This is a genomic window from Variovorax paradoxus NBRC 15149 (genome assembly GCF_001591365.1).
GTDB lineage: Bacteria > Pseudomonadota > Gammaproteobacteria > Burkholderiales > Burkholderiaceae_C > Variovorax > Variovorax paradoxus.
The window spans coordinates 1,718,435-1,745,433 of the sequence record NZ_BCUT01000001.1; the positions used below are offsets into that span (position 1 = coordinate 1,718,435).

The window sequence follows — 26,999 nt, forward strand, 5'->3', positions numbered from 1 at the left end:
CGCTAGTTCTGGGCGAGCTTTCGGGCCCGGGCGATCGACATCAGGATGCCCAGCCCCAGCCCCAGCGTGACCATGGCGGTGCCGCCATAGCTGATGAACGGCAGCGGCACGCCCACCACCGGCAGGATGCCGCTCACCATGCCCATGTTGACGAAGGCATAGGTGAAGAAAATCATCGTGACCGCGCCCGCCAGCAGGCGCGAGAACAGGGTCTGCGCCGCCGCGGCAATGGCCAGCCCGCGGAAGATCAGCAAGATGAAGGCCGCGATCAGCGACAGGTTGCCCACCAGGCCGAACTCCTCGGAATAGGCGGCAAAGATGAAGTCGGTGGTGCGCTCGGGGATGAATTCGAGGTGCGTCTGCGTGCCCTGCATGAAGCCCTTGCCGCCGACCCCGCCCGAGCCGATGGCGATCATGCCCTGGATGATGTGGAAGCCCTTGCCCAGCGGATCCTTGCTGGGGTCGAGCAGCGTGCACACGCGCTGCTTCTGGTAGTCGTGCAGCACGCGCCAGTCGACGCCGTCGGCGCACAGCTGCGACTCGAAGCCCACGATCAGCGCGACCGCCACGGCACCGATCACCACCGGCGGCACGATCAGCTTCCAGGGCAGCCCGGCAAAGAAGATCACCGCCATGCCAGCCGCCAGCACCAGCAGCGAGGTGCCCAGGTCGGGCTGCTTCATGATGAGCCCGACCGGCACCGCCAGCAGCACCGTGGCCACCACGAAGTCGAGCGGCCGCAGCTGGCCCTCGCGGCGCTGGAACCACCAGGCCAGCATCAGCGGCATTGCGATCTTGAGGATTTCGCTCGGCTGGATCACCACGCCCACGTTGATCCAGCGCTGCGCGCCCTTCTTGGTGATGCCGAACAGCGCCACCGCGACCAGCAGCGCCACCCCGGTCGCGTAGAGCGGCACCGCGAACATCATCAGCCGCTGCGGCGGCACCTGGGCCACCACGAACATGATGAAGCCGGCCAGCAGCATGTTGCGGCCGTGGTCGGCAAAGCGCGAACCATGGTCGTAGCCCGACGAATACATGGTCAGCAGCCCGGCAAAGGCCAGCAGCAGCACGGCAAAAGCCAGAAAGCCGTCGAAGCCCTGGAAGATGGGCGCGACCCGGCGCGCCAGGGAGGGCTGGTTGAACACTGCGGACATGGGGGCGGATTATCCGCGCCCCGCCGGGCATTTCAGGCGAAGCCGAGCTGAACGACCGTGCGCCCCGGTCGGCTTTCGAGCGCCAGCCGTGCGCCGATGGCCGCGGCACGCTCGGCCAGCGCCCTGGGCACCTGCTGCGCGTCGAAGCCCTGGCCGTCGTCGATCACGCGCAGCTGCACGGCGCCGGCCGGCGCTTCGGCCTCGATCCTGAGCGTCCGGGCCTGGGCATGCTGCAGCACGTTGGAAATCGCCTCGAACAGCAGGAACTGCAATTGCCGCATGGCTTGCGCGTCGAGCCGCTTCACGTCGGGCACCTCGTCCACCGCCCACTCGAACTGGATGCCCGCGGCCGCCAGCCGCGGCTCCAGCCGGTAGCGCAGCGCCGCCAGCAGCGCGCCGACGTCGCCCGGCGGCAGGTGGATGGAGTCGATCGCCAGCTTGAGCTGGTCGAGCGAGTCGCACAGCGTCCGCAGCAATTCCTCGGGGCTCGCCTGGCCCGACTGCAGCTGACGGATGGCCGAGCTGATGTGCGAGCCCACGCCGTCGTGCATGTCGCGCAGGATGCGCTCGCGCTCGTGGGTGCGCGCCTGGTCGCGCGCCACCTGCTCGAGCGCGGCGAAGGTGGACGCGAGTTCGCGTTCGCGCTGCGCCACGCGCTCGGCCAGGGCCGCGACCGAGCCGCGCGCCTGCACGCTCGCGGCATGGAAGCGCCGCAGCACGATCAAGAGCAGCGCGATGCCGAAGAACACGGAGGAATAGCGCACCCAGGTGGTCTCGCCGTAGGCGTCGCTCAGGCGGATCACGAGCCAGTCGCGGGTGCCGAAGCCCAGCGTCACCAGCGCGGCGGCGGCCACCAGCAGGCGGCCCACGTTCGGCCGCCGGATGGTGGCCACGGCAAAGGCGCCGACGAACAGCGCGACGAACCCGATCTCCAGTGCGAGCCAGCCGGTGAGCCAGTAGGGCTCCTCGCGGTGAAGCGCGAGGGCGGTGGCCACCACGGTTCCGGGCACCACGCCGGCCATCGGCCAGCGCAGCCAGCGCATGCGCGGGCGGCGGTGCCAGCCCGCGAGGTGGTAGCAGAACATCATGGCCGACGTGGCCCAGCCCGCATAGCAGGTGGCCATGAGCACGCCCCAGGCGCCCCAGGGCAGCGGCGGTTCGGCGATCACGCCGTCGGCCACGCGGATCGCCCAGCAGAACTCGGCCAGCGCGGCCCAGAAATAGAGGCTGTCGCGCCGGCGCCATCCGGTGGCGGCGGCATCCACCTGCGTGAGCCACAGCGCCAGCGCGATGCTGCCGACGATCAGGCTGAAGGCGGTCAGGAGCACCGAGCCGGTGAAGCGCCAGGCATAGGCGCTTTCGAAGAGATCGGTGCGCACCGGTGTCGCCGGCCCGATGGTCACGCGCGACAGCCCGCCCCTGCGGGCGCTGTCGGCGCGTATGCGGACCTGCAGGCGGTTCTCGCCGGGCTTCAGCAGGTGCCCCGGCACCGGCACGTAGAGCGGCGCCTTGGCGTAGTCCGGCCCGTTGCCGCTGGCGAGGTCGCCATAGACCTGCAGCAGCGCGTCGTTGAGCCAGACCTCCAGAACGCTGCCGGCGCGCGGAACGAAGATGCCCCAGGGCACCTCGGGCTCGGCGTCGAGCGTGAACGGCAGCTCGAAGGTCGCGTAGCCGGGGCGTCCGCCGTGCTGGCGGTCCCAGTGGTAGGAGAGTTCGACGGGCGCCTTGTGCGTGGCGCCGTCGACGGTGGTCCACACGGTGCCGCGGCGCAGTTCGATCGTGCCCTCGGCCGCCGCGGCCGCCGCCGGCTGCGCTGCCAGCAGCAGAGTTGCCGCGAGCCACAGCGCGGCAAGAGCCCTGCCCGCCCGCCCGAACATGCGTCCGGCCACGCGATTCACCCCGGATGGGACAGCAGGCCGAGGCGCGTGGCCTCGAACACGGCCTCGCTCTTGGAGTGCACGGCCAGCTTGCCGTAGAGATTCTTGATGTGCGTCTGCACCGTATGCACGCTCAGGCCCTTGAGGCGTGCGATCTCGGCATAGGAAAAACCGCGCGCGATCAAGGTCAGCACCTCGTGCTCGCGCGCGGACAGCAGGCTGGGCGCCGTGGTGGTGTTGCCGAGGGCCGCCTCGGGCGGCGCGGCGGCGAGCGTTCCGGCCAGCTGCAGGCTGCGGTACTTGGCCAGCACGCGCCGCGCGATCATGGGCGAGATCGGCGAGGCGCCGGCCTTCATCTCGACGATGGTCTGCGCAATGTCTTCCGGCGCGGCGTCCTTGTGGATGTAGCCGACGGCGCCGGCCTCGATGCTGGCCAGCACGTTTTCCTCGTCGCCGAAGACCGAGATCACCAGCGGCTCGCAACCCGGAAAGCGCGCCACGGCCTCGCGGATCACGTCGAGCCCGCTGCCGTCGGGCATGCCGAGATCGACCAGCAGCACGTCGGGAATGATGGTGGCCTGGGCCATCCACGCCAATGCCTCGTGCACCGTGCCGGCGCTTCCGAGCCAGAAAAGGCTGGCGCTGCGCTGCACGCTCGCCTCGAAGAAGGCGCGCGCGCGGCTGTCGTCCTCGACCACGAGCACGCCCCAGCGGTGCGTCTTCCCGGTGTCCGTTGCCTCGATGTTCATGGGCTTGAGCATAAGCTTCGGCGCAACGCAAAAGGGCCGGCGGACCTCCCGTTTTCATGGGATGCGGACACCGGCGCGGGCCGTTGAAACTCGCGTTGACTTGCGAGTCCGGTCGCGCGCTCCGGTTGAATACTTTTTGCTTCTTGGCATCGTCCATGGACCCTGTGGCAAACCAACACCTCCGTGCAGTAAGCCCTCATATCGAAGCCTCGTGCGCCGAGGACCGCGTCGGGCGCACGGTCCTCATGCAAAATCAACCGGCTCCTTCCAGGGAGCTGTGTAGACCGCACCACTTCCAGTCTCCGCCCCGCATGGACCCGCAAACCACTCACCTGTTGTACCTGCACGGATTCCGCTCCTCGCCCCGCTCCACCAAGGCGCGGCTGATGGCAGCGCGCGTGGCCCGGGAGCACCCCGACCTGCAGTGGTGGTGTCCGCAACTGCCGCCCTCGCCGCGCGAAGCCATCGACATGGTGATGAAGGGCATCGCGGACTGGCCGCGCAAGTCGATGGCCGTGGTGGGCTCCTCGCTCGGCGGCTTCTATGCCACCTACGTGGCCGGCATGACGCGCTGCCGCACCGTGCTGCTGAATCCGGCGGTGCATCCGGCGCGCGACCTGGCGCGCTACATCGGCGACCAGACCGCCTGGCACGACCCGGCCGAGCACTTCTATTTCAAGCCCGAATACATCCAGGAGTTGCGCACCATGGAGGTCGGCGCACTCACCCGCCCCGAGCGCGTGCTGGCCATCATCGCCAAGGGCGACGAAGCGCTCGACTGGCACGAAACCTCGGCGCGCTATCCCGACAGCAACATCAAGCTGATCGAGGGCGGCGACCATGCTCTGTCCGATTTCGAGGAAAACCACCTCGACGACGTGATCGCGTTCATCAATCCCGTCTGAGGCCCGGCAGGCATCGCGCAGCGGCCAGGCCCGTGCGCGTCCCCAAGTCTGGGACAATCCGGGCATGTTTGTATTGTTTGAAGAAGCCGGCAAGTACCTCGGCGGCCGCGTGCTGTCGGAGGCCGAAGCATCGGCGCAGGTCGAGCTCGACACCGGCAAGCGCGTCAAGGTCAAGGGCGCCAACATCGTTCTGCGTTTCGAGAAGCCGGCCCCGGCCGAGCTGATCGTCGAGGCGCGCGCGCTCGCGGCCACGATGGACCTCGACCTGGCCTGGGAATTCGCGCCGGAGGGCGAATTCGGCTTTGCCGATCTCGCATCCGACTATTTCAGCGACAAGCCCACGCTCGCGCAGCAGGCCGCGGCGCTGTTCGCGCTGTTCGAGGCGCCGCACTACTTCCGCCGCGCGGGCAAGGGGCGCTTCAAGAAGGCACCGGCCGAGATCCTGCAGCAGGCGCTGGCCGCCATCGAGAAGAAGAAAGTGGTGCAGGCGCAGATCGTCGAATGGGCCGCCCAGCTGGCCGAGGGCATCTGCCCGCAGCCGATCCGCGAGCAGCTCTACAAGATCCTGTTCAAGCCCGACAAGAACGCGCCCGAATACAAGGCCGTGGTCGACGCCGCGCGCGCCACCCAGCGCCCGCCGCTCGAACTGCTGGAACGCGCCGGCGCCATCGACTCGCCCTACCAGTTCCACTGGCGGCGCTTCCTGTTCGAGAATTTTCCCAAGGGCACGGGCTTCCCGGCGCTCGCCGCGCCGCCCATCGGGGACGACCTGCCGCTGGCCGAAGGCGTGCAGGCGTTCTCGATCGACGACTCGCAGACCACCGAAATCGACGACGCGCTGTCGGTGCAGGGCCTTGGCAGCGGCACCGTCACGGTCGGCATCCACATTGCCGCGCCCGGCCTGGCGCTGACCCCGGGCAGCGCCATCGACCAGGTGGCGCGCGCGCGCATGTCCACGGTCTACATGCCGGGCCACAAGATCACCATGCTGCCCGACGAAGTCGTGAGCACCTACACGCTGCTAGAAGGCGGCGACCGGCCGGCGGTGTCGCTCTACGCGCGCTTCGACGAGACCACGCTCGAGCTGCAGTCGACCGAGACGAAGCTCGAACGCGTGCCGATCGTGGCCAACCTGCGGCACGACCAGCTCGACGCCGTGGTCACGCAGCCCTGGCTCGAAGACGCCTCGTTCACGAGCGAGAACACGCCCGAAGCCGCTGCGAAGCTGCGCGCGCCGCTCTCGTTCCTGTTCCGCCTCGCCAAGCAGCTGAAGGCCCAGCGCGAAGTGGTGCGCGGCAAGCCCGAGAACTTCAACCGGCCCGACTACAACTTTCGCCTCGTGGGCAACGACGGCGAACCGAACGGCAGCGAACAGGTGCAGATCACCACGCGCCAGCGCGGCGCACCGCTCGACCTGATCGTGTCCGAGGCCATGATCCTGGCCAACAGCAGCTGGGGCGGCTGGCTCGGCGAACTCGGCGTGCCCGGGCTCTACCGCAGCCAGGCCAGCCTGGCGCCCGGCATCAAGGTGCGCATGGGCACGCGGGCCTTGCCGCATGCGGGCCTGGGCGTGAAGAGCTATGCCTGGAGCACCTCGCCGCTGCGCCGCTACACCGACCTCGTGAACCAGTGGCAGATCATTGCCGCCGCGCGCCACGGCAAGACCGCCGCGCTGGCCGCGCCGTTCAAGCCCAAGGATGCGGACCTGTTCTCCATTCTCTCGGGCTTCGATGCTGCCTACGCAACCTACAACGCCTACCAGGGCGGCATGGAACGCTTCTGGACGCTCAAGTACCTGGAGCAGCAAGGCATCACCGAGCTCGAGGCGACCGTCATCAAGGACATTCCGAACGGTGCCCTGGTGCGCGCGGACACCCTGCCGCTGGTGTTCCCGGTGGCGGGCCAGCAGGAGCGCGGCGCGCGCCTGCGCGTGAAGCTCGGCGAGATCGACGAGATCGCGCTCGACGTGCACGGCACCGTGCTCGAGCGCCTCGATGCGCCCAAGGCCGATGCCGCGGCCGAGGAGGAAGGCGGCGACGAGGAAGTGGAAGAAGTCGCCGGCCCCATCGCCATTGCAGTCGACCTCAGCGACAGCGAGGCGGCCCCGGAAAACACGCCGGCATGAGCACCGGCCACTCCATGCGCGCCAAGGAGCGTCGTCCATGAACTTCAGGGATCTGAGCACGCTGCAGATCGCACTCGGCGTGTCGGTCATCGCGCATGCCGCACTTCTTGCGGTGCGCTTCGTCGATCCCGAATCATTCAACCGGGTCTTCAGCGAAACACCGCTCGAGGTGATCCTGGTCAACAGCAAGACCAACGACAAGCCCGACGCCAGGGCCCGCGTGATGGCCCAGACCTCGCTCGCGGGCGGCGGCGACCTCGAACGCGGCCGCGCCACCAGCCCGCTGCCGCCGTCGAGCTTCACCGCCGTCGGCGACTCGATCGAGGAGGCCCGGCGCCAGGTCGAGGCCATGCAGGCCCAGCAGATGCAGCTGCTCGCGCAGCTCAAGCGCGAGCTGGCCGCCATGCCCGCGCCGGACCCGCGCGCCTCGGGCGACCCGAAGGAGGCCGTGGCCCGCGAGGAAAAGCGCCGCCAGATGGTGGAGCTGCTGGCCGAGATCGAGCGCCGCGTGAACGAAGAGAACGCGCGCCCCAAGAAGCGCTACCTGAGCCCTTCCACGCGCGAGGCGGCCTACGCCATCTACGTGGACACGCTGCGCCGGCGCATCGAAGTGCGGGGCACCGAGAACTTCCCCACGGCGGCCGGCAAGAAGCTCTACGGCGAGCTCAAGATGACGATCACCATCAACCACGACGGCAAGATCCTCGACACCGTGGTCGACGAAAGCTCGGGCGACGTCGTGCTCGACCGCCGCGCCAAGGCCATCGTGCACAGCATCGGCAGCTTCGGCAAATTCACCGATGCGATGCGAAAAGAGACCGACCAGATCGTGCTGCAGTCGCGCTTCAAGTTCACGCGCGACGAGACCATCGAGCTCTCCTCCCAATAGACAACAGCGAATCCACGCGCCATGGACCTGTACTGCGTAATGGGCAACCCGGTCGAGCACAGCCGCTCGCCGCGCATCCATGCCCGGTTTGCCGAACTCTGCGGCCAGCAGATGGACTACAGCCGCCGGCTCGTTCCGGTCGGCGCCTTTGCCGAAGGCGTGGCCGCCTTCCGCCGCGAAGCCGCCGAGCGCGGCGACACGGCGCGCGGCTGCAACGTGACCGTGCCCTTCAAGTTCGACGCCGCTGCGCTCGCGCAGCACACCAGCGAGCGCGCCGTGCTTGCGCAGGCGGTGAACACGCTGCGCTTCGAAGCCGACGGCAGCATCCACGCCGACAACACCGACGGCATCGGGCTGGTCAACGACATCGTGCGCAACGCCGCCGTGCCGCTGGCGGGCCGCGAGCTGCTGCTGATCGGCGCGGGCGGCGCCGCGGCGGGCGTGCTCGGGCCGCTGCTGGACGCCGGCGCCGCGCGCATCGTGGTGGCCAACCGCACGGTCGGCAAGGCCATGGCGCTGGTGCAGCGCCATGCGGCATTGGCGCTGCGCCACGGCGCGGTACTCGAAGCCTGGGCGCTCGACGAAGTGTCCGGCAATTTCGACGTGGTGGTCAATGCCACGGCCTCCAGCCTCGCGGGCGATGCGGTGCCGGTGCGCGCGCAGGTGCTGCGCCCCGGCTCGCTCGCGGTCGACCTGATGTACGGCCCCGCGGCCGCCGGCTTCATGGCCTGGGCCGAAGCGCACGGCGCGGTGCCGCGCGACGGGCTCGGCATGCTGGTCGAACAGGCGGCCGAGGCCTTCGAGATCTGGCGCGGCGTGCGCCCGCCCGGCGCGCAGGTGCTGGCCGAATTGCGCGCCTCGCTCGCCGCCGGCCGATGAAGCGGCTGCTGCGGCTGGTGGCCTGCCTGCTGGTGGCGGGCGTGGCACTGGAGCTTTTCTTCGTGGGGCGCATCGCGGCCATGGCGGTGATCGATCCGCAGAGCACCGCGTTCCAGCGCAGCGAAGCCTGGCAGATCGCCATCCACCAGGGCCGCAAGGGTGCCTGGCGCCAGGAATGGGTGCCCTACGCGCAGATCAGCGACAACCTCAAGCGCGCCGTCATCGCGAGCGAAGACGCCGACTTCATCGACCACAACGGCGTGGAATGGGAAGCCATCGAGCGGGCGCGCCAGCGCAATGCCAAGGCCGAGGAACTCGCGGCCCGGCGTGCGGCTCGCGCCATCGCACGCGGCAAACCGGTGCGGCCGGTCCAGCTGCGCGGCGGCTCCACCATCACGCAGCAGCTTGCGAAGAACCTGCTGCTCTCCGGCGAGCGCACGCTGCTGCGCAAGGGCCAGGAACTGGCGCTCGCGATGGCGCTCGAGGTGCTGCTCGACAAGCGGCGCATCCTCGAGATCTACCTCAACAACGTCGAATGGGGCGAAGGCGTGTTCGGCGCCGAGGCGGCGGCCCAGTACTACTTCAGGAAGCCCGCCTCGCGCCTGAGCGCCGCCGAAGCCGCGCGCCTTGCCGTGATGCTGCCGAGCCCCAAGTTCTTCGAGCGCCGCACCGGCTCGTCCTACCTCAGCGGACGGGCCTCGACGATCGTGGCGCGGATGCCGTCGGCCGAACTGCCCTGAGGGCTTCGCGCAGCGCTTCCATGGCCAGCACGGCTGCGAAGCCGATCGCATAGGCCAGCACGTCCCACCCGTCGGCCGTGCTGCCGAGCACGATGCGCAGCGCGCGGTTCGGAATGTGCAGGTGCCAGGCCGAGGCCAGGAACTGCCCCAATTCGACCGCCAGGCCCACGCCGAGCGCGGCCAGCGCCAGTGGCAGCACGCGCGCGGCGATGAAGGCCTTGAAGACGAGGTAGACCCACGCCACGGCCAGCACGTCGCCGAAAAAGCTCCGCAGCCAGCCCCAGCGCGCGCCGACAGTGGCCAGCAGCACGAGAACAAGGAACAGGGCCACCGCCCACACCAGGGAAAGAGGATCGAAACGCCATCGCATGCCCCGTATCATCGCGCCCATGCTGGCAAAGCTCACAGGTTGGTTGTTGTTGGGAATCGTCCGGTTGCTCACCGGCGCCCAGGCGCGCTGGTACGGCTGCCCGCCAAAGGCCGAGCAGCGCATCTATTTCGCCAACCACCAGAGCCACGCCGACCTCGTGATGATCTGGGCGGCCCTGCCCGAGGAACTGCGCAGCATCACGCGGCCGATTGCGGCGCGCGACTACTGGGCCAATACGCCCGTCAAGCGCTGGATCACGACCGAGGTGTTCAACGCGGTGTATGTGGAGCGCGCGGCGACGGCGACGGCCGCGCCTGCCGCAGCGCCGGCGGAACCCGAAGCGCCCCCGCCGCCCGTGCGAGCTGCCGCCACCGCGCCGCAGCCCGAGCGCATCGAACCCTCGATGGAGCCCCTGCTGCCGCTGGCGCCCATGGCACCGCCTGTCGTCGACATCACCCCCGAAGCCTTCGACGAAGTGCAAGGCCGGCTCGACCTTCCCGCTCCGCCGCCACCGCCACCACCGGCCGCGCCGCCCGTCGCACCGCCAGCCGTCGAGCCGGAGCCGCCCACGCCCGCCTCCGACCCGCTGGCGCCGCTGGTCGAGGCACTGCGCAGCGGCGACTCGATCATCATCTTTCCCGAAGGCACGCGCGGCCACACGGGAGAGCCGCAGAAGTTCAAGTCGGGCCTCTACACGCTCGCGACGATGTTTCCCGAGGTGGTGCTGGTGCCGGCATGGATCGACAACGTGCAGCGCGTGATGCCCAAGGGCGAGATCGTGCCGGTGCCGATCCTGTGCTCCGTCACCTTCGGCGCGCCGATCCGCGTCGAGGAAGGCGAAGAGCGCCGGCCGTTCCTCGATCGCGCCCGTGCCGCGGTGATTGCATTGCGCGATGTCTGAAATGAAACCTCGCCTTTCTTTGTGCCGCGTTGTGTTTAGGGCCTGCCGTTCAGGGCGGTGGTTGATCAGCCGCGAACCGACAGCGTGCCCAGGTGCACAGGGCATCGGGTGCTCCCCGCAGCGAAATAAAGGAGGAGGCCGCAGGCCGGGGGACATTCGCGGAGGGGAGTACCCGGTGGCCTGTGCACGCGCCCCGAACAAGAGCGCCTGCAACGCAAGCACCAACAACAACAGCGCGGAGGAAAACTGACATGAACCAGTTCCTGCGCAGCCTCACCCCGACCCAGCAGGTCGCGGCCCTGTTCCTCATCGTCTTCGGCCTGCTCGTGATCGTGAGCACCACCGCCTTCCTGCTGAGCTTCAGGGAACGGCGCAACCCCGTGCACGACGCCGCCTGGCAGGCCGAGCTTGCGCACTACCGCAAGCTGCTGGGCACCACCTGGTTCATGGTGATCGTGTTCTGGATCGGCTGGGCGCTGGGCGAGACCGTCGCCACCGTGCTGTTCGCGCTCATCGCCTTCTTCGCGCTGCGCGAGTTCATCACGCTCTCGCCCACGCGGCGCGGCGACCACCGCAGCCTGATCCTGGCCTTCTTCGTCGTGCTGCCGATCCAGTTCTGGCTCGTCGCCACCGCGCGCTTCGACCTGTTCACCGTGTTCATTCCGGTCTACGTCTTCCTCGCGATCCCGGTCGCGAGCGCGCTGGCCGACGACCCGAGCCACTTTCTCGAGCGCAACGCCAAGCTCCAGTGGGGCATCATGGTCTGCGTCTACGGCATGAGCCATGTGCCCGCGCTGCTGCTGCTGAGCTTTCCGGGCTACGAAGGCAAGAACGCCTTTCTCGTGTTCTTCCTGGTGTTCGTGGTGCAGACCTCGGTGCTGGTGCAGCACGTGATCTCGCGCCGCACCCAGCGCCAGCCCTTCGCGCCCAACGTGAGCCGCAGCTTCAACTGGACCAGCTGGGGCATCGGCATCGGGGTGGCCAGCCTGGTGGGCGCGCTGTTCTCGTTCATCACGCCCTTCAGGTTCGGCCAGGCCCTCGCGGTGTCCGTCATCGCCTGCATCGCGGGCTCCATGGGCCACCTGGTGATGAAGGCGCTCAAGCGCGATCGCGGGATTCCCAACTGGGGCAAGAAGGGCGTGGGCGTCACCGGGGCCAACGGCCTGCTCGACCGCGTCGATGCGCTGTGCTTCGCGGCGCCGATCTTCTTTCACTCGATCCGCTGGTACTTCAACCTCTGACATGCGCATTCTCGGCATCGACCCCGGCCTCCTGACCACCGGTTTCGGCGTGGTCGATTCGGACGGCCATGCGCTGAGCTACGTGGCCAGCGGCACCATCAGCACGCGCCACCTGGGCAGCGGCAACCTGCCGGCGCGGCTCAAGGTGCTGTTCGACGGCATCGCGGAAATCGCCGCGCGCTACCAGCCCGATGCCTCGGCGGTCGAGATCATCTTCGTCAACGTCAATCCGCAGTCGACGCTGCTGCTGGGCCAGGCGCGCGGCGCCTGCGTGACCTCGCTGGTCAACAGCAATCTCAGCGTGGCCGAATACACCGCGCTGCAGATGAAGAAGGCAGTGGCGGGCCACGGCCAGGCCGCCAAGGCGCAGGTGCAGGAGATGGTGAAGCGGCTGCTCGACCTGCCGGGCCTGCCGGGCGCCGATGCCGCCGACGCGCTGGGCATTGCCATCACGCATGCGCAGGTCGGCCGGTCGATGGCGCGGCTGGCCGAGGCGGCCGAGCTGTCGAAGACGCACGCCGGCACCTACCGGCAGGGACGCTCGCGCTGAGTCAGCGCACGATGTAGCGCAGGCCGCCGAGCCGCGTGCGGCGCTCGCGCACCTCGGCCGCCACCGATGCGCCGCCGCCCTCCAGCGCACGCGCGATCCACGAGGCAAGCTGCGGCATGTCGTCGGGCGTGAAGCCCAGCCGCACGATCTCCGGCACGCCCAGGCGCAGGCCGTTGATGTCTCCTTCGACCGGCGCGATCGGCAGGCCGATGCCGCAGGCCAGCAAGCCGCCCTCGGCCAGTTTCTTCGCGGCGCGCTGCCCACCGCCCCAGTGCGCGGCCTCGAGCGCGAACTGGTGCGACTGCGTGAAGCCGCGCGCCTTCGCGAACACCGGCAAGCCCTCGGCGTCGAGCGCGTGCGCCAGCGCCTGCGCGGTCTCGCGCATTGCCGCGGCGTAGGCCCTGCCGTGCACCTTCCAGTCGAGCAGTCCGCGCGCCAGCGCCGCGGTGCGGCCCGCATCGGAGTTGGCCGTGAGGCCGGGGTAGGCGATGGCGTCGATGCGCTCCATCAGCGCCGCATCGTTCGACACGATCAGCCCGCCGGCCGGTCCGCCGAGGCTCTTGTAGGTGCTCATGGTGATCGCGTGCGCGCCCTCCTCGAGCGGCTGCGGCCAGGCCTTGCCGGCCACCATGCCCGAGAGGTGCGCAGCGTCGAACAGCAGTTTGGCGCCCACGCTGTCCGCGACCTCGCGGATCGCAGGCACCGGGTGCGGAAAAAGATTCAGGCTGCCGCCGATGGTGATGAGCTTCGGCTTCACCTCGCGTGCGAGCCTGGCGAGCGCGGCCGCGTCGACCGTGTAGCCGTCGGCATCGACCGGCGCGGGCACCGTCTTCAATCCATAGAGCCCGGCCGCGCCGGCCGCATGGTGCGTGACGTGGCCGCCGATGGCCGGCGGCGGCGCAATGATCGTGTCGCCGGGCCGGCAGGTTGCCATGAACACATAGAGATTCGACAGCGCGCCGGAGCTCACGCGCACTTCGGCGAACTTCGAGCCGAACACCTCGGCGGCCAGTTCGGCCGCGATGACCTCGATGCGCTCGATGGCCTCCAGCCCCACTTCGTACTTGTCCCCTGGGTAGCCCAGCGATGCCCGCGAGCCCAGGCCGCGCGACAGCAGCGCCTCGGCGGCCGGGTTCATCACGTTGGTGGCGGGGTTGAGGTTCAGGCCCTCGCGGTCGTGGATGCGGTGGTTGTCGTCGGCGAGCCTTTCGATCTCGGCGGCGATGCCCAGCGCATCGCGCGCAGCGGCATCGGCGGCGATCGCGAGCACATGGTCTTCGCTGGCGGCGGGAACCCAGGAGCGGCGTTGGAGGGCGGCGGGCATGCGGCGGATCTCGCTGGAAGTGGCAGGTGGCCGCATGGTCGCCTGCGCCATCCGTGCGGGCAACACGGATAATCTGGGCCCGAGCCCTAGAAAAACTTAGGGTCCGCATCGCATGCCGCTCGCACCACCCCGCCCTCGCCTGCCCCCGCACACGGCCGTTCGCGCCTTCGAGGCCGCGGCGCGCCACGGCAGCTTCGCGCGCGCGGCCGAAGAGCTGTTCGTCACGCCGGCCGCCGTCGCGCAGCAGATCAAGGCACTGGAGACCTGGGCCGGCGGTGCGCTGTTCGAGCGCCACAGCCAGGGCATCCGCCTCAGCGCGCACGGACGGCGCGCGCTGCCCGCGCTCAGCGCCGCGGTCGACCAGCTCGGCCTCGCAGTGCAGGCGCTGCGCCACGAGACGCAGACCGCCGCGCGCCGCAGCACGCTGCAGGTGGCGGCCCTGCCGGCGATGGCGCAGCTGTGGCTGTCGCCGCGGCTTTCGCGGCTGAAGGCGGCGCTGCCCGGCGTGCAGGTTTCGGTGACGGCGCTCGAGCAGCCGCCGAATTTCCGCCGCGAACCCTTCGACCTCGGCCTGTTCTATGCACGCGCCGGCGATCGCATCGAAACCGCGGTCGGCGCGCAGGGCATGGTGCTCGCGCGCGACCGGCTCGTGCCGGTGTGCAGCCCGCGCCTGCAGCAGGCGCTGCCGAGCGGCCGCCCGCGCGCGCTCGACGACCTCGTCGATGTGCTGGCGCGCTGCGGCGGATTGCACGACACCGTGTGGCACGACGACTGGGCACGCTGGCTGCAGGCCGCGCGCCCCGGCACCAGCGCGGCCGAGGCCGATGCGCTGGCCGCCGGCCCCGACTTCTCGCTCTACAGCCTCGCGCTGCAGGCGGCGCTCGACGGCGAGGGCGTGCTCATGGGCCGCGAACGGCTGGTGGCGCCGCTGCTCGCGCAAGGCAGGCTGCATGCGCCCTGGGGAAGGCCGAAGGCACTGGGCGACACGCTCATGCTGCTGGTGCCTGCGCACCGCAGGGGCGCGCTGCTGGTGCAGCAGGTGCACGCGTTGCAGGGGCTGGCGGCCGACTGACGAGGCCGCGGACTATCTTCGAAAATCCAGCCGCCCGTTCGTCCAGCGTCCGTCGATCCGCCGGTTGTCGACGATCCGGCCGACCCAGGGCCGCGTGATCTCCGGGCTGCCCAGGTTGATGTAGCGGCCGACCAGTGTGTCGGGCCCGATGTACCGGACGTCGAGCAGGGCCTGGCGCTTGCCGCCGTTCCAGTCGAACAGCAGGTAGAAGCGGCCGCCGGCCACCTTGGCCATCGCCTTGCCTTCCTTCCAGTCCTTTGCGGTGTCGCCTGGCATGGCCGGGTCCGCGCCGCCGTTCCATCGGCTCGACCACGCGCCCGCGATCGAGTCGGGAAGCTCTTCGGTGACCGACCCCCAGCGTTGCGCGTTCGGGTCGTCGGCGCCGCCGCCCAGTTCGATGCTGTCGGCGAATGCGTCCACGTCGGGACCGTCCGGGTCCGGCGCGTCCTGCACGCCGAACGGATTCCTCGTGGAATGTTCAGGGTGTGTGTTCATGGCGCCATCGTGCGCCCGCCGCCTCCGTCCGGCATGCCGTTTCCGGACATGCGAATGCGGGAGGAATAAAGCTACACCACGCGTTCGGCGATCAGCACCACGAAGAAGCCGAAGGCCGCAAGCAGCGTCCACTTGAGCACGATCCAGCCGAAGCGCCGGTACTTGGCCTGGCCCGTTCCCGCATAGAACGCGAACGACACGCCCGCCACCAGCAGGAGCAGCAGGATGGCCCAGCGGAAGAGAAGCATTGCCGAACGCGGCCTACCAGGCCCGCGCCACTTCGCCGAAGCCGCGCGGTGCGCGCTTTTCGTCTTCGAAGGTGACGACCTCGTAGGCATCGCTGTGGGCCAGCAGTTCGCGCAGCAGCTTGTTGTTGAGCGCGTGGCCCGAGCGGAATGCGGTGTAGGCTGCGAGCAGCGGCTTGCCGATGATGTACAGGTCGCCCATGGCGTCGAGGATCTTGTGCTTCACGAACTCGTCGTCGTAGCGCAGGCCCCCGGCATTGAGCACCTTGGTGTCGTCCATCACGATGGCGTTGTCCAGGCCGCCGCCGAGCGCGAGGCCCTTGCTGCGCATGTATTCGACTTCCTTGGTGAAGCCGAAGGTGCGCGCGCGTGCGATGTCGCGGCTGTAGGAATCGGTGCCGAGGTCGAACTCCACGCGCTGGCCGGTGGAATTGACCACGCGGTGGTCGAAGTCGATCTCGAAGCTCAGCTTGTAGCCGTGGTAGGGCTCCAGGCTCGCCCACTTCTCGTTGGCGCCCTCGCCCTCGCGCACCTCGACCTTGCGCGTCACGCGGATGAAGCGGCGCGGCGCCTTCTGCAGCTCGATGCCCGCGCTTTGCAGCAGGAACACGAAGGACGAGGCCGACCCGTCGAGGATCGGCACTTCGTCGGCCGTGATGTCGATGTAGAGGTTGTCGATGCCCAGGCCCGCGCAGGCCGACATCAGGTGCTCGACCGTCTGCACCTTGGCGCCGCCGGTCGAGACGGTGGAGGCCAGGCGCGTGTCGGTCACCGCTTCGGCGGTCATGCGGATGTCGACCGGCTCGGGCAGGTCGACGCGCCTGAACACGATGCCGGTGTCCACCGGCGCGGGGCGCAGCGTCAGTTCCACGCGCTGGCCGCTATGAAGCCCCACGCCCACGGCGCGGCTGATCGACTTGAGGGTTCGTTGTTGCAGCACGCCGAAGATTTTAGGCGCGCGGCGGCCATGCCGCCCTATTCCCCTCGCTATGGCAGCGATAGACATGGGTTCTATGCCCACCGACCGGCGATGGACGCAAGGGGCACGAAGCGAACGCAGCGCCTAGAGCCGGCAGAAGTCCCTTTCAGGTCTTCCCCGTACCCCTTGCGAACCTTCGTGCCCTCTGCGTTCGGTTGCCCTGCCGTCAATCGGCTTGACGGCGCAGGAATGCCGGGATCTCGAAGTCGTCCATGCCGCCCGACGACAGCGCATCCACCTTGGCCGCGGCCATGGTGCGGTTCGTGCGCCACACGCTGGGAACGGCCATGCCGTCGTAGTTCGGCTGGTTGCCGCCGCCGTGGCCGGCGTGGCCCGCATGGCCGGCACCGAGCGTGGGCACGTTGAACGGAATGTTGTCGGTGCCGGTGCGGATCACTTCGAGCGTCGGTGCCTGGCGGCGCGCATCGGCGCGCGAGAGGCCGGTGGCGACCACGGTCACGCGCATCTGGTCGCCCAGGCTCTCGTCGTAGGCCGCGCCGTAGATCACGTGCGCATCGGGCGAGGCGTAGGCGCGGATGGTGTTCATCGCGAGCTTCGACTCGTTCAGCTTCAGCGAACCCTTCGATGCGGTCACCAGCACCAGCACGCCCTTGGCGCCCGAGAGGTCGATGCCTTCGAGCAGCGGGCAGGCCACGGCCTGCTCGGCGGCGATGCGCGCGCGGTCCGGGCCTGCAGCGGCGGCCGTGCCCATCATGGCCTTGCCGGGTTCGCCCATCACGGTGCGCACGTCTTCGAAGTCGACGTTCACGCCGCCGTACTCGTTGATGATTTCCGAGATGCCGCCGACGGCGTTCTTGAGCACGTCGTTGGCGTGCGCGAAGGCTTCGTCCTGGGTGATGTCCTCGCCCAGCACGTCGAGCAGCTTCTCATTGAGCACCACGATCAGCGAGTCGACGTTGGCCTCGAGCTCGGCCAGGCCGGCGTCGGCGTTGGTCATGCGGCGACCGCCTTCCCAGTCGAAGGGCTTGGTCACCACGCCCACGGTGAGGATGCCCATTTCCTTGGCCACGCGCGCAATCACGGGTGCCGCGCCGGTGCCGGTGCCGCCGCCCATGCCGGCCGTGATGAAGAGCATGTGCGCGCCGTCGATGGCGGCGCGGATGTCGTCCACCGCGGCTTCGGCCGCGTCACGGCCCTTGTCGGGCTTGCTGCCCGCGCCGAGGCCGCTGGTGCCCAGCTGGATGATCTTGTGCGCGTTGCTGCGCTGCAGTGCCTGCGCGTCGGTGTTGGCGCAGACGAACTGCACGCCCTGCACGCCACGCTCCATCATGTGCGCGACGGCATTGCCGCCGCCGCCGCCGACTCCGATCACCTTGATCTGGGTGCCCTGGTTGAATTCTTCGACTTCGATCATTTCGATGGTCATTTCTAACTCCTTGAATTTGCAGTTGCCGTTGTGTATCTATGAATTTTTCTGGTTCTCGACGAGTTCAACGAAGCTGTCGTCGCGGCGGTGGACCCGTGCGCCGCCATCGCTCGTTGAAATGCAAGGGCGGACCGCCGCGTGCGAGCCAGAGTGGGGAGTGGTTCATGGTCAGAAGTTCCCCACGATGAAGTCCTTGAAACGTCCGAACGCAGTCTTTACGGACCCGTTCTTCTGCGCCACCTTGAAGCCGCGCATGCGTGCGAAGCGCGCTTCCTCGAGCAGGCCCATCACGGTGGCCGCGCGCGGCTGCGCCACCATGTCGGAGAGCGCGCTCGAATACTTCGGAATGCCGCGGCGCACCGGCTTCAGGAAGATGTCCTCGCCGAGCTCCACCATGCCGGGCATCACGGCGCTACCGCCCGTGAGCACCACGCCCGAAGAGAGCACTTCTTCGTAGCCCGACTCGCGCACCACCTGCTGCACCAGCGAGAAGATCTCCTCGATGCGCGGCTCGATCACGCCGGCCAGCGCCTGCTTGCTCAGCATGCGCGGGCCGCGGTCGCCCAGGCCGGGCACTTCCACCTGCGTGTCGGGATCGGCCAGGAGCTGCTTGGCGTAGCCGTTCTCGACCTTGATGTCTTCGGCGTCCTTGGTGGGCGTGCGCAGCGCCATCGCGATGTCGCTGGTGATGAGGTCGCCCGCGATCGGGATCACCGCCGTGTGGCGGATCGCGCCGTTGGTGAAGATGGCCACGTCGGTGGTGCCCGCGCCGATGTCCACCAGCACCACGCCGAGCTCGCGCTCGTCCTCGGTCAGCACCGCCTGGCTCGAGGCCAGCGGGTTGAGCATCAGCTGGTCAACTTCGAGGCCGCAGCGGCGCACGCACTTGATGATGTTCTCGGCCGCGCTCTGGGCGCCGGTCACGATGTGCACCTTGGCCTCCAGCCGCATGCCGCTCATGCCGATCGGCTCCTTCACGTCCTGGCCGTCGATCACGAACTCCTGCGGCTCCACCAGCAACAGGCGCTGGTCGCTCGAGATGTTGATGGCGCGCGCGGTCTCCACCACGCGGGCCACGTCGGCAGGCGTGACTTCCTTGTCCTTCACCGCCACCATGCCGCTCGAATTGATGCCGCGGATGTGGCTGCCGGTGATGCCGGTGTAGACGCGGCTGATCTTGCAATCGGCCATCAGCTCGGCCTCCTTCAAGGCCTGCTGGATGCTCTGCACCGTGGCGTCGATGTTCACCACCACGCCGCGCTTGAGGCCGTTGCTCGGCGCGATGCCAAGCCCCGCGAGCTTGAGTTCGCCGCCGGGCAGCACCTCGGCGACGACCACCATCACCTTGGCGGTTCCGATGTCGAGTCCGACAACCAGGTCTTTGTATTCTTTGGGCATTGAATGTCCTCGGTATTCGCTATCTATTTCTTCTTGGTCTTGGGGTCGGCAACGACCGTGGTGACGCCGCGAAGACGCAGCGCATAGGCGTCGTTGTGCCGCAGGTCGGCCCCCTCGACGTCCGCCGCGGTGCGACGGTATTGGCCCGCGACCTGGGTCACGGTCTTCAGGAATCGCTGGGTGCGGGCCGTCACTTCCTCGGCCTGGCCGCGGCCCAGCTCGATCTCGGCGCCGGTGTCCAGCACCGCCTTCCAGCTGCCCCGGCTCGACAGCGTGAGTTCTTCCACGCTGAAGTCGTAGGGCGGGAACAGCGGCGCAATCACGCGGTACATGCCGAGCACCTGCCCGGCCTGCTCGATCGGACCGTCGAGCCGCGGCAGCCGGTCGTCGACCTCGGCCACGTTGGCTTCGAACACCTCGCCGAAGCCGTTGATCAGCTTCGAGCCGGCCTCGTCGCCCCAGTTGGCCACCGGCACCTGCTCGGTCAGCGTCACGCGCAGCTTGTTCGGGAACTCGCGCCGCACCACCGCCTTGCGCACCCACGGCACCGACTCGAAGGCGGTTCTCGCGCGCGCCAGGTCGACGGTGAAGAAGTTGCCCGCGAGCTGCGGCGCGACGTTGGCGCGCAGCGTCACGGCGTTGTTGTGCGTCACGTCGCCGTCGACCTTGATGCCGCCGATGGGAAAGAACGGCTGGCGCAGCACCCACCATGCGCCTGCCGCCAGCAGCATGAGCGCCACCACCACGAACGCCAGGTTCGAGACGATGTTCATGAGCTTGACGTCGAAGGGCACGGGAATGCTGTCGGCCATGGTTATTGCGCTCCCCCTGCGGCATCCAGCGAAGCCGAGGCCAGCACGCGCAGGCACAGGTCTTCGTAGGCAATGCCCGATGCGCGCGCCGACATGGGCACCAGCGAATGGCTGGTCATGCCGGGCGAGGTGTTCATCTCGAGCAGGAAGGGCTTGCGGTCGCTCGCGCGGATCATCACGTCGGCGCGGCCCCAGCCGCGGCAGCCGAGCGTGTGGTACGCGGCCAGCGTGATGCGCTGGATCTCGTGCTCCTCGGCTTCGGGCAGCCCGCTCGGGCAGTGGTACTTCACGTCGTCGGTGAAGTACTTGTTCTGGTAGTCGTAGGCGCCTTCGGGTGCGGCAATGCGCACCACCGGCAGCGCGCGCGCGTCGAGCCCCTGGCCGAGCACGGCGCAGGTCACTTCCTCGCCCTCGATGAATTCCTCGCACAGCACGTCGGCGTCGTACCTGGCCGACAGCGTCACCGCGTCCTGCATCTGCGAATAGCCCTCGACCTTGGTCACGCCGATCGACGAGCCCTCGCGCGGCGGCTTCACGATCAGCGGCAGGCCCAGCACGTCGGGCACGGCGCGGACCTGCTCGCGGCTTTGCTGATCGAACGCCAGGCGCACGTACCGGGGCGTCGGCAGGCCGTCGGCCTGCCAGATGCGCTTGGTCATGACCTTGTCCATGGCCACGCTCGAAGCCATCACGCCCGAGCCGGTGTAGGGAATGCCGAGCAGCTCGAGCGCGCCCTGCACCGTGCCGTCCTCGCCATGCCGGCCATGCAGCGCGATGAAGCAGCGCGCGAAGCCCTCGCGCCGCAGCTCGACCAGGTCGCGCTCGGCGGGATCGAAGGCATGCGCATCGACGCCGCGCGAGCGCAGCGCCTCGAGCACGCCGTTGCCGGACAGGAGCGAGATTTCGCGCTCGGCAGAGCTTCCGCCGAACAGCACGGCCACCTTGCCGAATTGCTTGGGATCCTGAAGGCTCATGATGCCTCCCCCTTGCGCCTGGTGCGCGTTGTTTGTTGCGGCAGCGATGCCGCGGCTGCAATTTCAACCACCTTGCCCGGCACGGCGCCGATGGAGCCGGCGCCCATGCAAAGCACCACGTCGCCGGCGCGCGCGTTGTCCAGGATGGCCTGCGGCATGGCGCCGATGTCGTCGACGAACACCGGCTCCACCTTGCCGGCCACGCGCAGGGCGCGCGCCAGCGTGCGGCCGTCCGCCGCCACGATGGGCGGCTCGCCCGCGGCATAGACCTCGCCCAGCAGCACCGCGTCGGCATTGCCGATGACCTTGACGAAGTCCTCGAAGCAGTCGCGCGTGCGGGTGTAGCGGTGCGGCTGGAAGGCCAGCACCAGCCGTCGTCCCGGGAACGCGCCGCGCGCGGCGGCAATGGTTGCGGCCATCTCCACCGGGTGGTGGCCGTAGTCGTCGATCACGGTGAAGCTGCCGGCCGGCTCGCCCTGCGCGGCCACCTCGCCATAGCTCTGGAAGCGGCGGCCCACGCCCTTGAAGCCGGCCAGGCCGCGCTGCACCGCTTCGTCGGGAATGCCGAGTTCCACCGCCACCGCGATCACCGAGAGCGCATTGCGCACGTTGTGCTCGCCCGGCAGGTTCAGCACGATCGGCAGGTCGGGCAGCGTGACGCCGTTGCGCCGCTGCGCGGTGAAGTGCATCTGGCCGCCCACTGCGCGCACGTCGATCGCGCGCACCTGGGCCTCTTCGCCAAAGCCGTAGCTCGTCACCGGGCAGGTGACTTCGGCCACGATGTCGCGCACCGCAGGATCGTCGGTGCACAGGATGGCCACGCCATAGAACGGCATGCGGTGCAGGAAGTCGACGAAAGCCTTCTTGAGCTTCGCGAAGTCGTGCCCGTAGGTTTCCATGTGGTCGGCGTCGATGTTCGTGACCACCGCCATGACGGGCAGCAGGTTCAGGAACGAGGCGTCCGACTCGTCGGCCTCCACCACGATGTAGTCGCCGCTGCCGAGCTGCGCATTGGCGCCGGCACTGTTCAGGCGCCCGCCGATCACGAAGGTCGGGTCGAGCCCGGCCGCGTCGAGCACGCTCGCCACCAGGCTGGTGGTGGTGGTCTTGCCGTGCGTGCCCGCGATCGCGATGCCCTGCTTGAGGCGCATCAGCTCGGCCAGCATGAGCGCGCGCGGCACCACCGGAATGCGCTTCTCGCGCGCGGCCAGCACCTCGGGGTTGTCCGACTGCACCGCGGTGGAAGTGACCACCGCATCCGCGCCGTCGATGTGCGCGGCGGCGTGGCCCACGAAGGTACCGATGCCCAGGCCGGCAAGCCGGCGCAAGGTGGCGCTGTCGGCCAGGTCGGAGCCGGTGATGCGGTAGCCCAGGTTGAACAGCACTTCGGCAATGCCGCTCATGCCCGAGCCGCCGATGCCCACGAAATGGATGTGACGAATCGCGTGCTTCATCTGGCGAGCTCCTCGCAGGCGCGGACGACCGCTTCCACTGCTTCGGTCTTCTGCATGGTCTTGGCCTTGGCGGCCTTGTCGATCAGCGCGGTGCGCTCGGTTTTCTGTAGCAAATCAGCCAGCAATTCAGGAGTGAGGTCGGCCTGCTGCACCAGCCAGCCGCCGCCCGCGTCGACGAGGAAGCGCGCGTTGGTGGTCTGGTGGTCGTCGACCGCCGAGGGAAAAGGCACGAACAGCGCTGCTGCGCCGACGGCCGCGATTTCTGTCACGGTGCTGGCCCCGGCGCGCGCGACGATGATGTCGGCGTCGGCGTAGGCCTGCGCGGTGTCTTCGATGAAGGGCGTGAGTTCGCCCTCGACGCCGGCTGCCGCGTAGTTGGCGCGCAGTTCGTCGATCTGTTTGGCGCCGCTCTGGTGCAGCACCTGCGGGCGCGTGGCCGGCGCGATGCGCGCCAGCGCCTGCGGCACCACGGCGTTGAGTGCCTTGGCGCCCAGGCTGCCGCCGACCACCAGCAGACGCAGCGGCCCGCTGCGGCCCGCGAAGCGCACGGCCGGCTCGGGCTGCGAGGTGAACGCCGCGCGCAGCGGATTACCTACCCACTGCGCCTTCTTCAGCACATTGGGGAAAGCCGTGAACACGCGGTCGGCCACACCGGCCAGCACCTTGTTGGCAAGGCCGGCCACCGAGTTCTGCTCGTGCAGCACCAGCGGCTTGTTGAGCAGCACGCTCATCATTCCGCCCGGGAAGGTGATGTAGCCGCCCAGGCCGACCACGACGTTGGGCTGCACGCGGCGCACCACGCCGATGCTCTGCCAGAACGCGCGCAGGAGCCGCAGCGGCAGCAGGAACAGCGTGAGCGGCCCCTTGCCGCGCACGCCGCCGAACTGCACCGGCTCGAAGGCGAAGCCGCGCGGCGGCACGAGCTTTTCTTCCATGCTGCCGGGCGCGCCCAGCCAGTGCACGCGCCAGCCGCGCTCGCGCAGGGCCTCGGCCACCGCGAGCCCCGGAAAGATGTGGCCGCCGGTGCCGCCGGCCATGACGAGTGCGGTGCGCCCGGTCATATGCGGCCTCCCCGCATCAACACACGATTCTCGTAGTCGATGCGCAGCACCACCGCCAGCGCCACCAGGTTCATCAGGATGGCCGAGCCGCCGAAGCTCATCAGCGGCAAGGTGAGCCCCTTGGTCGGCAGCGCGCCGAGGTTCACGCCCATGTTGATGAAGGCCTGGAAGCCGATCCACACGCCCACGCCCTGCGCCACGAGGCCCGAGAACACGCGGTCCAGCGCAATCGCCTGGCGGCCGATGTGCATGATGCGGCGCGTCAGCCAGAGGAACAGGCCGATGATCAGCAGCACGCCGACCAGGCCGAACTCCTCGCCGATCACCGCGAGCAGGAAGTCGGTGTGCGCCTCGGGCAGCCAGTGCAGCTTCTCGACGCTGCCGCCCAGGCCGACGCCGAAGATCTCGCCGCGGCCGATGGCGATCAGCGAGTGCGACAGCTGGTAGCCCTTGCCCAGCGCATGCTCCTCGCTCCACGGATCGAGGTACGCGAAGATGCGCTCGCGGCGCCACGAACTGGAGGCGACGATGGTGCCGAAGGCCACCACCACCAGCGCCGCGATCACGAAGAACATGCGTGCGTTCACGCCGCCCAGGAACAGGATGCCCATGGCAATGACGGCGATCACCATGAACGCGCCCATGTCGGGCTCGGCCATCACCAGCATGCCCACCACCACCACCGCCACGCCCATCGGCAGCACGGCGCGGAAGAAGCGCTCCTTGATCTCCATCTTGCGCACCATGTAGCTGGCGGCATAGAGCACCATCGCGAGCTTGGCGAGCTCGGACGGCTGGAAGCGCATGAAGCCCAGCGGCAGCCAGCGCCGCGCGCCGTTGACGTTGATGCCGATGTGCGGAATGAGCACCGCCACCAGCAGCAGCAGCGAGGCCACGAAGAGCCAGGGCGCGGCGCGCTCCCAGGTCTTCATGGGAATCTGGAAGGCCAGCAGCGCCGCAATGAACGCGAACACCACCGAGGCCGCATGCCGCGTGAGGAAGAACGATGCGCTGTAGCCCGCACGCGCGAAGCGCGGGTTGTCCGGCAGCGCGATGGAGGCCGAATACACCATCACCAGGCCCCAGGTGAGCAAGGCGACCGTGACCCAGACCAGCGCCTGGTCGAAGCCCAGCACGCGCATCGGCGCGGCCTTGGTCTGCGTGACACCGGCGCCGCCCAGCCGCACCGGCAGGTGCACGGGCAGCGAGTCGATGCCGCTGCGCGCGCGGCTGAACCAGCCGCCGAAACGGCTGGTCTTCGCGTTGGGCGTGGCGCCTGCGGCCGTGGTGTTCAAGCCGGACCTCCCGAAGAAAAATCGGCATCGTTCGACGACGGGCCGGCCATGCGCGGCTCGTCCTCGAGCGCCTGCACGGCCTCGCGGAACACGGCCGCGCGGTGCTCGTAGTCCTTGAACATGTCGAAGCTCGCACAGGCCGGCGACAGCAGCACGGCATCGCCGGGGTTGGCGCGCGCGGCGGCCAGCTTGACGGCCTCCTGCATCGAGCCCGCATGCATCAGCGAGGCGCCGGTGGCGGCCAGCGCCTGTTCGATCAGCGGCGCATCGCGGCCGATCAGCACCACGGCGCGCGCGTACTGCGCGACGGGCGCGGCCAGCGGTTCGAAGTCCTGGCCCTTGCCCTCGCCGCCGAGGATCACGACCACGCGGCGGTCTTCACCGAGCCCGTTGAGCGCGGCGACCGTTGCGCCGACGTTGGTGCCCTTGCTGTCGTCGAAGTACTCGACCTCATCGACGATGGCGATTGGCTCCACGCGGTGCGGCTCGCCGCGGTATTCGCGCAGGCCGTAGAGCATCGGCCCGATCGGGCAGCCGGCGGCGCTGGCCAGCGCGAGCGCCGCCAGCGCGTTCATCGCGTTGTGGCGGCCGCGGATGCGCAGCACGTCGGCGGGCAGCAGGCGCTGCAGGAAGATTTCTTCCTCGACCACTGCGCCGCGCTTGCGCTTTTGCGTTTCGTCGGCCTCGAGTGCGCGCACCAGCCAGGCCATGCCGTTGACGCGCTCGATGCCGTAGTCGCCCGGACGCAGCGGCATCGCGGCGCCGAAGGTGACATGGGCCCGGACCTGCGGGCGCTGCAGCTTCACCTTGACAGGCGCGGGCAGCATGGCCATCACGCCGGGGTCGTCGCGGTTGAGCACCATGAGGCCCTGCGTGCCGAAGATGCGCGCCTTGGCCGATGCGTACGCCGGCATGTCGCCATGCCAGTCGAGATGGTCCTGCGTGAGGTTGAGCACGGTGGCGGCAGTCGGCTCGAAGCCCTGCACGCCGTCGAGCTGGAAGCTCGAGAGCTCGAGCACCCAGACATCGGGCAGCGTCTCGGCATCGATGTGCGCGGCCAGGGTGTCGAGCAGCGTCGGGCCGATGTTGCCGGCCACGGCCACGCTCTTGCCCGCGCGCTCGACCAGCTGGCCGGTGAGCGCGGTGACGGTGGTCTTGCCGTTGGTGCCGGTGACGGCGAGCACCGCGGGCGTGTAGCCCTTGGGCGCCGGCGGCTCCTCGATCGGCACCAGCTTGAGCTGCGGCGTGTCTTCTTCCTCGACTGCGGCGGAGGCCGGGTTGGTGGCGGAGAGTTCGGCGATCTTGGCGACGAACTCGGCGGCCTCCCTGGCGGCCGTGGGGACGTAGGGCTGGCCGGGGGTCGGCAGGCGAGACACGGTGGCAGGCGCGGACGCGGGCGCGGGTGCCGGTTCGGCGGCGTCCTGCGTCTCGGCTGCCGGCGCCTGCTCCTGCGCTGGCTGTTGCTCGTCGCCGGGCGGCGGCGCGGCGGAAACGCTCAGCGACGGGTCGCGCGGCATGGCTTCGGCCTGCGCGGCGGGCGGTGCGGGTTCGGCCTCTGCCGCATCGGCAGCGGCAGCGGCCACGGGCTCGGCCGCTTGCGGCATCTCGGGCGTTGCCGGCTCTTCCAATGGCGCGGCGGCCGTGGCTTCAGTCGGTTCACCAGCGAGCGGCAATTCGCCTTGCGCTTCGGGTTCCGCGACGGGCTCCGCCGGCGCTTCCACCGCAGGCTCTTCTTCCGGCACTTCAGGCGCCGCTTCAACCACCGGCACCTCGACGGTCCGCAGGTCCAGCAGCGCGCGCGCAAACAGATCCAGCTCGCCGCCGACCGCGAGCCCCACGGCCCGCGCCGCATCGACGACCGGCGCGATGGTGGCGGGCGACAGGCCCGGCGAGCGGTACACCGCGCGGATCGGCGTGCCTTCGACCAGCGCGGCCGAGAACGGCCCGCCGATGAACGCCACCTCGGGCCATTCCGCCCGCAGCGTCGCAAGCAGCGCCGGCGCCTCGCGCGTGTCGGCCACCGTGACGACCGCGCCGTGGCGCGCGCACCAGCGCGCCATCGCCAGCCCGGACGCACCGAGGCCGAGGATCAATACGGGGAGGTCTTTCAGGTGCCGCAT

25 protein-coding genes are annotated in these 26,999 nt (G+C 69.3%); 9 read left to right on the forward strand and 16 right to left on the reverse strand.

The features are described 5' to 3' along the window. Positions 1-2: 2 nt before the first annotated feature. From rodA to VPA02S_RS08160, 3 genes are read right to left on the reverse strand one after another with little or no spacing between them, the layout of a single operon-like run. Complete coding sequence (gene rodA / locus VPA02S_RS08150) at positions 3-1,157, reverse strand: rod shape-determining protein RodA (protein ID WP_028254038.1); 1,155 nt, start codon at positions 1,155-1,157, stop codon at positions 3-5. Positions 1,158-1,189: 32 nt separating this feature from the next. Then, the gene (locus tag VPA02S_RS08155) at positions 1,190-3,055 is read right to left on the reverse strand and encodes a sensor histidine kinase (RefSeq protein ID WP_244883406.1); all 1,866 of its coding nucleotides are present in this window, start codon (positions 3,053-3,055) and stop codon (positions 1,190-1,192) included. Next, positions 3,052-3,795 carry a response regulator transcription factor gene (locus tag VPA02S_RS08160; protein ID WP_012746088.1) on the reverse strand — a complete coding sequence of 248 codons (744 nt, stop codon included), beginning with the start codon at positions 3,793-3,795 and terminating at the stop codon, positions 3,052-3,054. Before VPA02S_RS08160 ends, VPA02S_RS08155 begins: the two co-directional genes overlap by 4 nt. Positions 3,796-4,094: 299 nt before the next feature. Here VPA02S_RS08160 and VPA02S_RS08165 point away from each other — a divergent pair, with 299 nt between their 5' ends. From VPA02S_RS08165 to VPA02S_RS08185, 5 genes are all read left to right on the forward strand, one after another. Beyond that, positions 4,095-4,688 (forward strand): YqiA/YcfP family alpha/beta fold hydrolase, encoded by a 594-nt coding sequence (locus VPA02S_RS08165; RefSeq protein WP_012746087.1) that lies wholly within the window; start codon positions 4,095-4,097, stop codon positions 4,686-4,688. A 64-nt stretch (positions 4,689-4,752) separates the two neighbouring features. After that, positions 4,753-6,813 (forward strand): ribonuclease catalytic domain-containing protein, encoded by a 2,061-nt coding sequence (locus VPA02S_RS08170; RefSeq protein ID WP_062363139.1) that lies wholly within the window; start codon positions 4,753-4,755, stop codon positions 6,811-6,813. Positions 6,814-6,850: 37 nt separating this feature from the next. Then, complete coding sequence (locus VPA02S_RS08175; RefSeq protein ID WP_012746085.1) at positions 6,851-7,702, forward strand: energy transducer TonB; 852 nt, start codon at positions 6,851-6,853, stop codon at positions 7,700-7,702. 21 nt (positions 7,703-7,723) lie between these two features. Next, on the forward strand, positions 7,724-8,581 hold the full coding sequence (aroE, locus tag VPA02S_RS08180) for a shikimate dehydrogenase (RefSeq protein WP_012746084.1): 858 nt from the start codon (positions 7,724-7,726) through the stop codon (positions 8,579-8,581). Further along, the gene (locus VPA02S_RS08185) at positions 8,578-9,321 is read left to right on the forward strand and encodes a transglycosylase domain-containing protein (RefSeq protein WP_012746083.1); all 744 of its coding nucleotides are present in this window, start codon (positions 8,578-8,580) and stop codon (positions 9,319-9,321) included. The genes aroE and VPA02S_RS08185 overlap by 4 nt, the downstream gene beginning before the upstream one ends. On the opposite strand, the gene VPA02S_RS08190 is transcribed toward VPA02S_RS08185, so the two are convergent. Next, a complete protein-coding gene (locus VPA02S_RS08190; RefSeq protein WP_062364434.1) occupies positions 9,266-9,703 on the reverse strand; it encodes a ribosomal maturation YjgA family protein in 438 nt (145 codons plus the stop codon). The genes VPA02S_RS08185 and VPA02S_RS08190 overlap by 56 nt on opposite strands. A 7-nt stretch (positions 9,704-9,710) precedes the next feature. Here VPA02S_RS08190 and VPA02S_RS08195 point away from each other — a divergent pair, with 7 nt between their 5' ends. From VPA02S_RS08195 to ruvC, 3 genes are all read left to right on the forward strand, one after another. Continuing rightward, the gene (locus tag VPA02S_RS08195; protein WP_026283870.1) at positions 9,711-10,592 is read left to right on the forward strand and encodes a 1-acyl-sn-glycerol-3-phosphate acyltransferase; all 882 of its coding nucleotides are present in this window, start codon (positions 9,711-9,713) and stop codon (positions 10,590-10,592) included. Positions 10,593-10,843: 251 nt separating this feature from the next. Then, complete coding sequence (locus tag VPA02S_RS08200) at positions 10,844-11,833, forward strand: phosphatidate cytidylyltransferase (RefSeq protein WP_012746080.1); 990 nt, start codon at positions 10,844-10,846, stop codon at positions 11,831-11,833. A 1-nt stretch (position 11,834) separates the two neighbouring features. Next, positions 11,835-12,383 carry a crossover junction endodeoxyribonuclease RuvC gene (gene ruvC / locus VPA02S_RS08205; protein ID WP_012746079.1) on the forward strand — a complete coding sequence of 183 codons (549 nt, stop codon included), beginning with the start codon at positions 11,835-11,837 and terminating at the stop codon, positions 12,381-12,383. A 1-nt stretch (position 12,384) separates the two neighbouring features. Here ruvC and VPA02S_RS08210 read toward each other — a convergent pair whose 3' ends face one another. Further along, complete coding sequence (locus tag VPA02S_RS08210; protein WP_012746078.1) at positions 12,385-13,707, reverse strand: alpha-methylserine aldolase; 1,323 nt, start codon at positions 13,705-13,707, stop codon at positions 12,385-12,387. A gap of 112 nt (positions 13,708-13,819) precedes the next feature. Between VPA02S_RS08210 and VPA02S_RS08215 the strand changes: the two genes are divergently transcribed. Beyond that, positions 13,820-14,779 carry a LysR family transcriptional regulator gene (locus VPA02S_RS08215; protein ID WP_012746077.1) on the forward strand — a complete coding sequence of 320 codons (960 nt, stop codon included), beginning with the start codon at positions 13,820-13,822 and terminating at the stop codon, positions 14,777-14,779. Between the two features lie 12 nt (positions 14,780-14,791). Here the strand turns inward: VPA02S_RS08215 and VPA02S_RS08220 are convergent, their stop codons facing one another. The 11 genes from VPA02S_RS08220 to murD all read right to left on the reverse strand — a co-directional run bounded on the left by VPA02S_RS08220 (position 14,792) and on the right by murD (position 26,999). Next, positions 14,792-15,274 (reverse strand): hypothetical protein, encoded by a 483-nt coding sequence (locus VPA02S_RS08220; protein ID WP_012746076.1) that lies wholly within the window; start codon positions 15,272-15,274, stop codon positions 14,792-14,794. 71 nt (positions 15,275-15,345) lie between these two features. Then, entirely contained in the window at positions 15,346-15,522 is a 177-nt protein-coding gene (locus VPA02S_RS31955; RefSeq protein WP_169804830.1) for a hypothetical protein, read from the reverse strand. 13 nt (positions 15,523-15,535) lie between these two features. Further along, the gene (lpxC, locus tag VPA02S_RS08225) at positions 15,536-16,459 is read right to left on the reverse strand and encodes a UDP-3-O-acyl-N-acetylglucosamine deacetylase (protein WP_012746074.1); all 924 of its coding nucleotides are present in this window, start codon (positions 16,457-16,459) and stop codon (positions 15,536-15,538) included. Positions 16,460-16,664: 205 nt separating this feature from the next. Then, entirely contained in the window at positions 16,665-17,885 is a 1,221-nt protein-coding gene (gene ftsZ, locus VPA02S_RS08230; protein WP_012746073.1) for a cell division protein FtsZ, read from the reverse strand. 168 nt (positions 17,886-18,053) lie between these two features. Next, positions 18,054-19,283 carry a cell division protein FtsA gene (gene ftsA / locus VPA02S_RS08235; RefSeq protein WP_007832444.1) on the reverse strand — a complete coding sequence of 410 codons (1,230 nt, stop codon included), beginning with the start codon at positions 19,281-19,283 and terminating at the stop codon, positions 18,054-18,056. 23 nt (positions 19,284-19,306) lie between these two features. Continuing rightward, positions 19,307-20,095, reverse strand: a complete 789-nt coding sequence (locus VPA02S_RS08240; RefSeq protein ID WP_012746072.1) for a cell division protein FtsQ/DivIB — start codon at positions 20,093-20,095, stop codon at positions 19,307-19,309. Positions 20,096-20,097: 2 nt separating this feature from the next. Continuing rightward, the gene (locus VPA02S_RS08245) at positions 20,098-21,069 is read right to left on the reverse strand and encodes a D-alanine--D-alanine ligase (RefSeq protein WP_012746071.1); all 972 of its coding nucleotides are present in this window, start codon (positions 21,067-21,069) and stop codon (positions 20,098-20,100) included. Further along, a complete protein-coding gene (gene murC, locus VPA02S_RS08250; protein ID WP_012746070.1) occupies positions 21,066-22,523 on the reverse strand; it encodes a UDP-N-acetylmuramate--L-alanine ligase in 1,458 nt (485 codons plus the stop codon). Before murC ends, VPA02S_RS08245 begins: the two co-directional genes overlap by 4 nt. Continuing rightward, positions 22,520-23,584: an undecaprenyldiphospho-muramoylpentapeptide beta-N-acetylglucosaminyltransferase gene (gene murG / locus VPA02S_RS08255; RefSeq protein ID WP_012746069.1), complete on the reverse strand. Its 1,065-nt coding sequence runs from the start codon at positions 23,582-23,584 to the stop codon at positions 22,520-22,522. The genes murC and murG overlap by 4 nt, the downstream gene beginning before the upstream one ends. After that, complete coding sequence (gene ftsW, locus VPA02S_RS08260; RefSeq protein WP_012746068.1) at positions 23,581-24,879, reverse strand: putative lipid II flippase FtsW; 1,299 nt, start codon at positions 24,877-24,879, stop codon at positions 23,581-23,583. The genes murG and ftsW overlap by 4 nt, the downstream gene beginning before the upstream one ends. After that, complete coding sequence (murD, locus tag VPA02S_RS08265) at positions 24,876-26,999, reverse strand: UDP-N-acetylmuramoyl-L-alanine--D-glutamate ligase (RefSeq protein ID WP_062363142.1); 2,124 nt, start codon at positions 26,997-26,999, stop codon at positions 24,876-24,878. The genes ftsW and murD overlap by 4 nt, the downstream gene beginning before the upstream one ends.

Bases quoted from the DNA above. Each gene is read 5' to 3' on its own strand.
- VPA02S_RS08220 (WP_012746076.1), bottom strand. From the start codon at position 15,274: ATGAACACACACCCTGAACATTCCACGAGGAATCCGTTCGGCGTGCAG.
- VPA02S_RS08170 (WP_062363139.1), top strand. From the start codon at position 4,753: ATGTTTGTATTGTTTGAAGAAGCCGGCAAGTACCTCGGCGGCCGCGTG.
- murD (WP_062363142.1), bottom strand. From the start codon at position 26,999: ATGCGGCACCTGAAAGACCTCCCCGTATTGATCCTCGGCCTCGGTGCG.
- VPA02S_RS08160 (WP_012746088.1), bottom strand. From the start codon at position 3,795: ATGCTCAAGCCCATGAACATCGAGGCAACGGACACCGGGAAGACGCAC.
- VPA02S_RS08175 (WP_012746085.1), top strand. From the start codon at position 6,851: ATGAACTTCAGGGATCTGAGCACGCTGCAGATCGCACTCGGCGTGTCG.
- ftsA (WP_007832444.1), bottom strand. From the start codon at position 19,283: ATGCCCAAAGAATACAAAGACCTGGTTGTCGGACTCGACATCGGAACC.
- VPA02S_RS08185 (WP_012746083.1), top strand. From the start codon at position 8,578: ATGAAGCGGCTGCTGCGGCTGGTGGCCTGCCTGCTGGTGGCGGGCGTG.
- aroE (WP_012746084.1), top strand. From the start codon at position 7,724: ATGGACCTGTACTGCGTAATGGGCAACCCGGTCGAGCACAGCCGCTCG.
- VPA02S_RS08245 (WP_012746071.1), bottom strand. From the start codon at position 21,069: ATGAGCCTTCAGGATCCCAAGCAATTCGGCAAGGTGGCCGTGCTGTTC.
- VPA02S_RS31955 (WP_169804830.1), bottom strand. From the start codon at position 15,522: ATGCTTCTCTTCCGCTGGGCCATCCTGCTGCTCCTGCTGGTGGCGGGC.
- ruvC (WP_012746079.1), top strand. From the start codon at position 11,835: ATGCGCATTCTCGGCATCGACCCCGGCCTCCTGACCACCGGTTTCGGC.
- VPA02S_RS08210 (WP_012746078.1), bottom strand. From the start codon at position 13,707: ATGCCCGCCGCCCTCCAACGCCGCTCCTGGGTTCCCGCCGCCAGCGAA.
- VPA02S_RS08190 (WP_062364434.1), bottom strand. From the start codon at position 9,703: ATGATACGGGGCATGCGATGGCGTTTCGATCCTCTTTCCCTGGTGTGG.
- rodA (WP_028254038.1), bottom strand. From the start codon at position 1,157: ATGTCCGCAGTGTTCAACCAGCCCTCCCTGGCGCGCCGGGTCGCGCCC.
- VPA02S_RS08200 (WP_012746080.1), top strand. From the start codon at position 10,844: ATGAACCAGTTCCTGCGCAGCCTCACCCCGACCCAGCAGGTCGCGGCC.
- murC (WP_012746070.1), bottom strand. From the start codon at position 22,523: ATGAAGCACGCGATTCGTCACATCCATTTCGTGGGCATCGGCGGCTCG.
- VPA02S_RS08215 (WP_012746077.1), top strand. From the start codon at position 13,820: ATGCCGCTCGCACCACCCCGCCCTCGCCTGCCCCCGCACACGGCCGTT.
- VPA02S_RS08240 (WP_012746072.1), bottom strand. From the start codon at position 20,095: ATGGCCGACAGCATTCCCGTGCCCTTCGACGTCAAGCTCATGAACATC.
- VPA02S_RS08165 (WP_012746087.1), top strand. From the start codon at position 4,095: ATGGACCCGCAAACCACTCACCTGTTGTACCTGCACGGATTCCGCTCC.
- ftsZ (WP_012746073.1), bottom strand. From the start codon at position 17,885: ATGACCATCGAAATGATCGAAGTCGAAGAATTCAACCAGGGCACCCAG.
- murG (WP_012746069.1), bottom strand. From the start codon at position 23,584: ATGACCGGGCGCACCGCACTCGTCATGGCCGGCGGCACCGGCGGCCAC.
- VPA02S_RS08195 (WP_026283870.1), top strand. From the start codon at position 9,711: ATGCTGGCAAAGCTCACAGGTTGGTTGTTGTTGGGAATCGTCCGGTTG.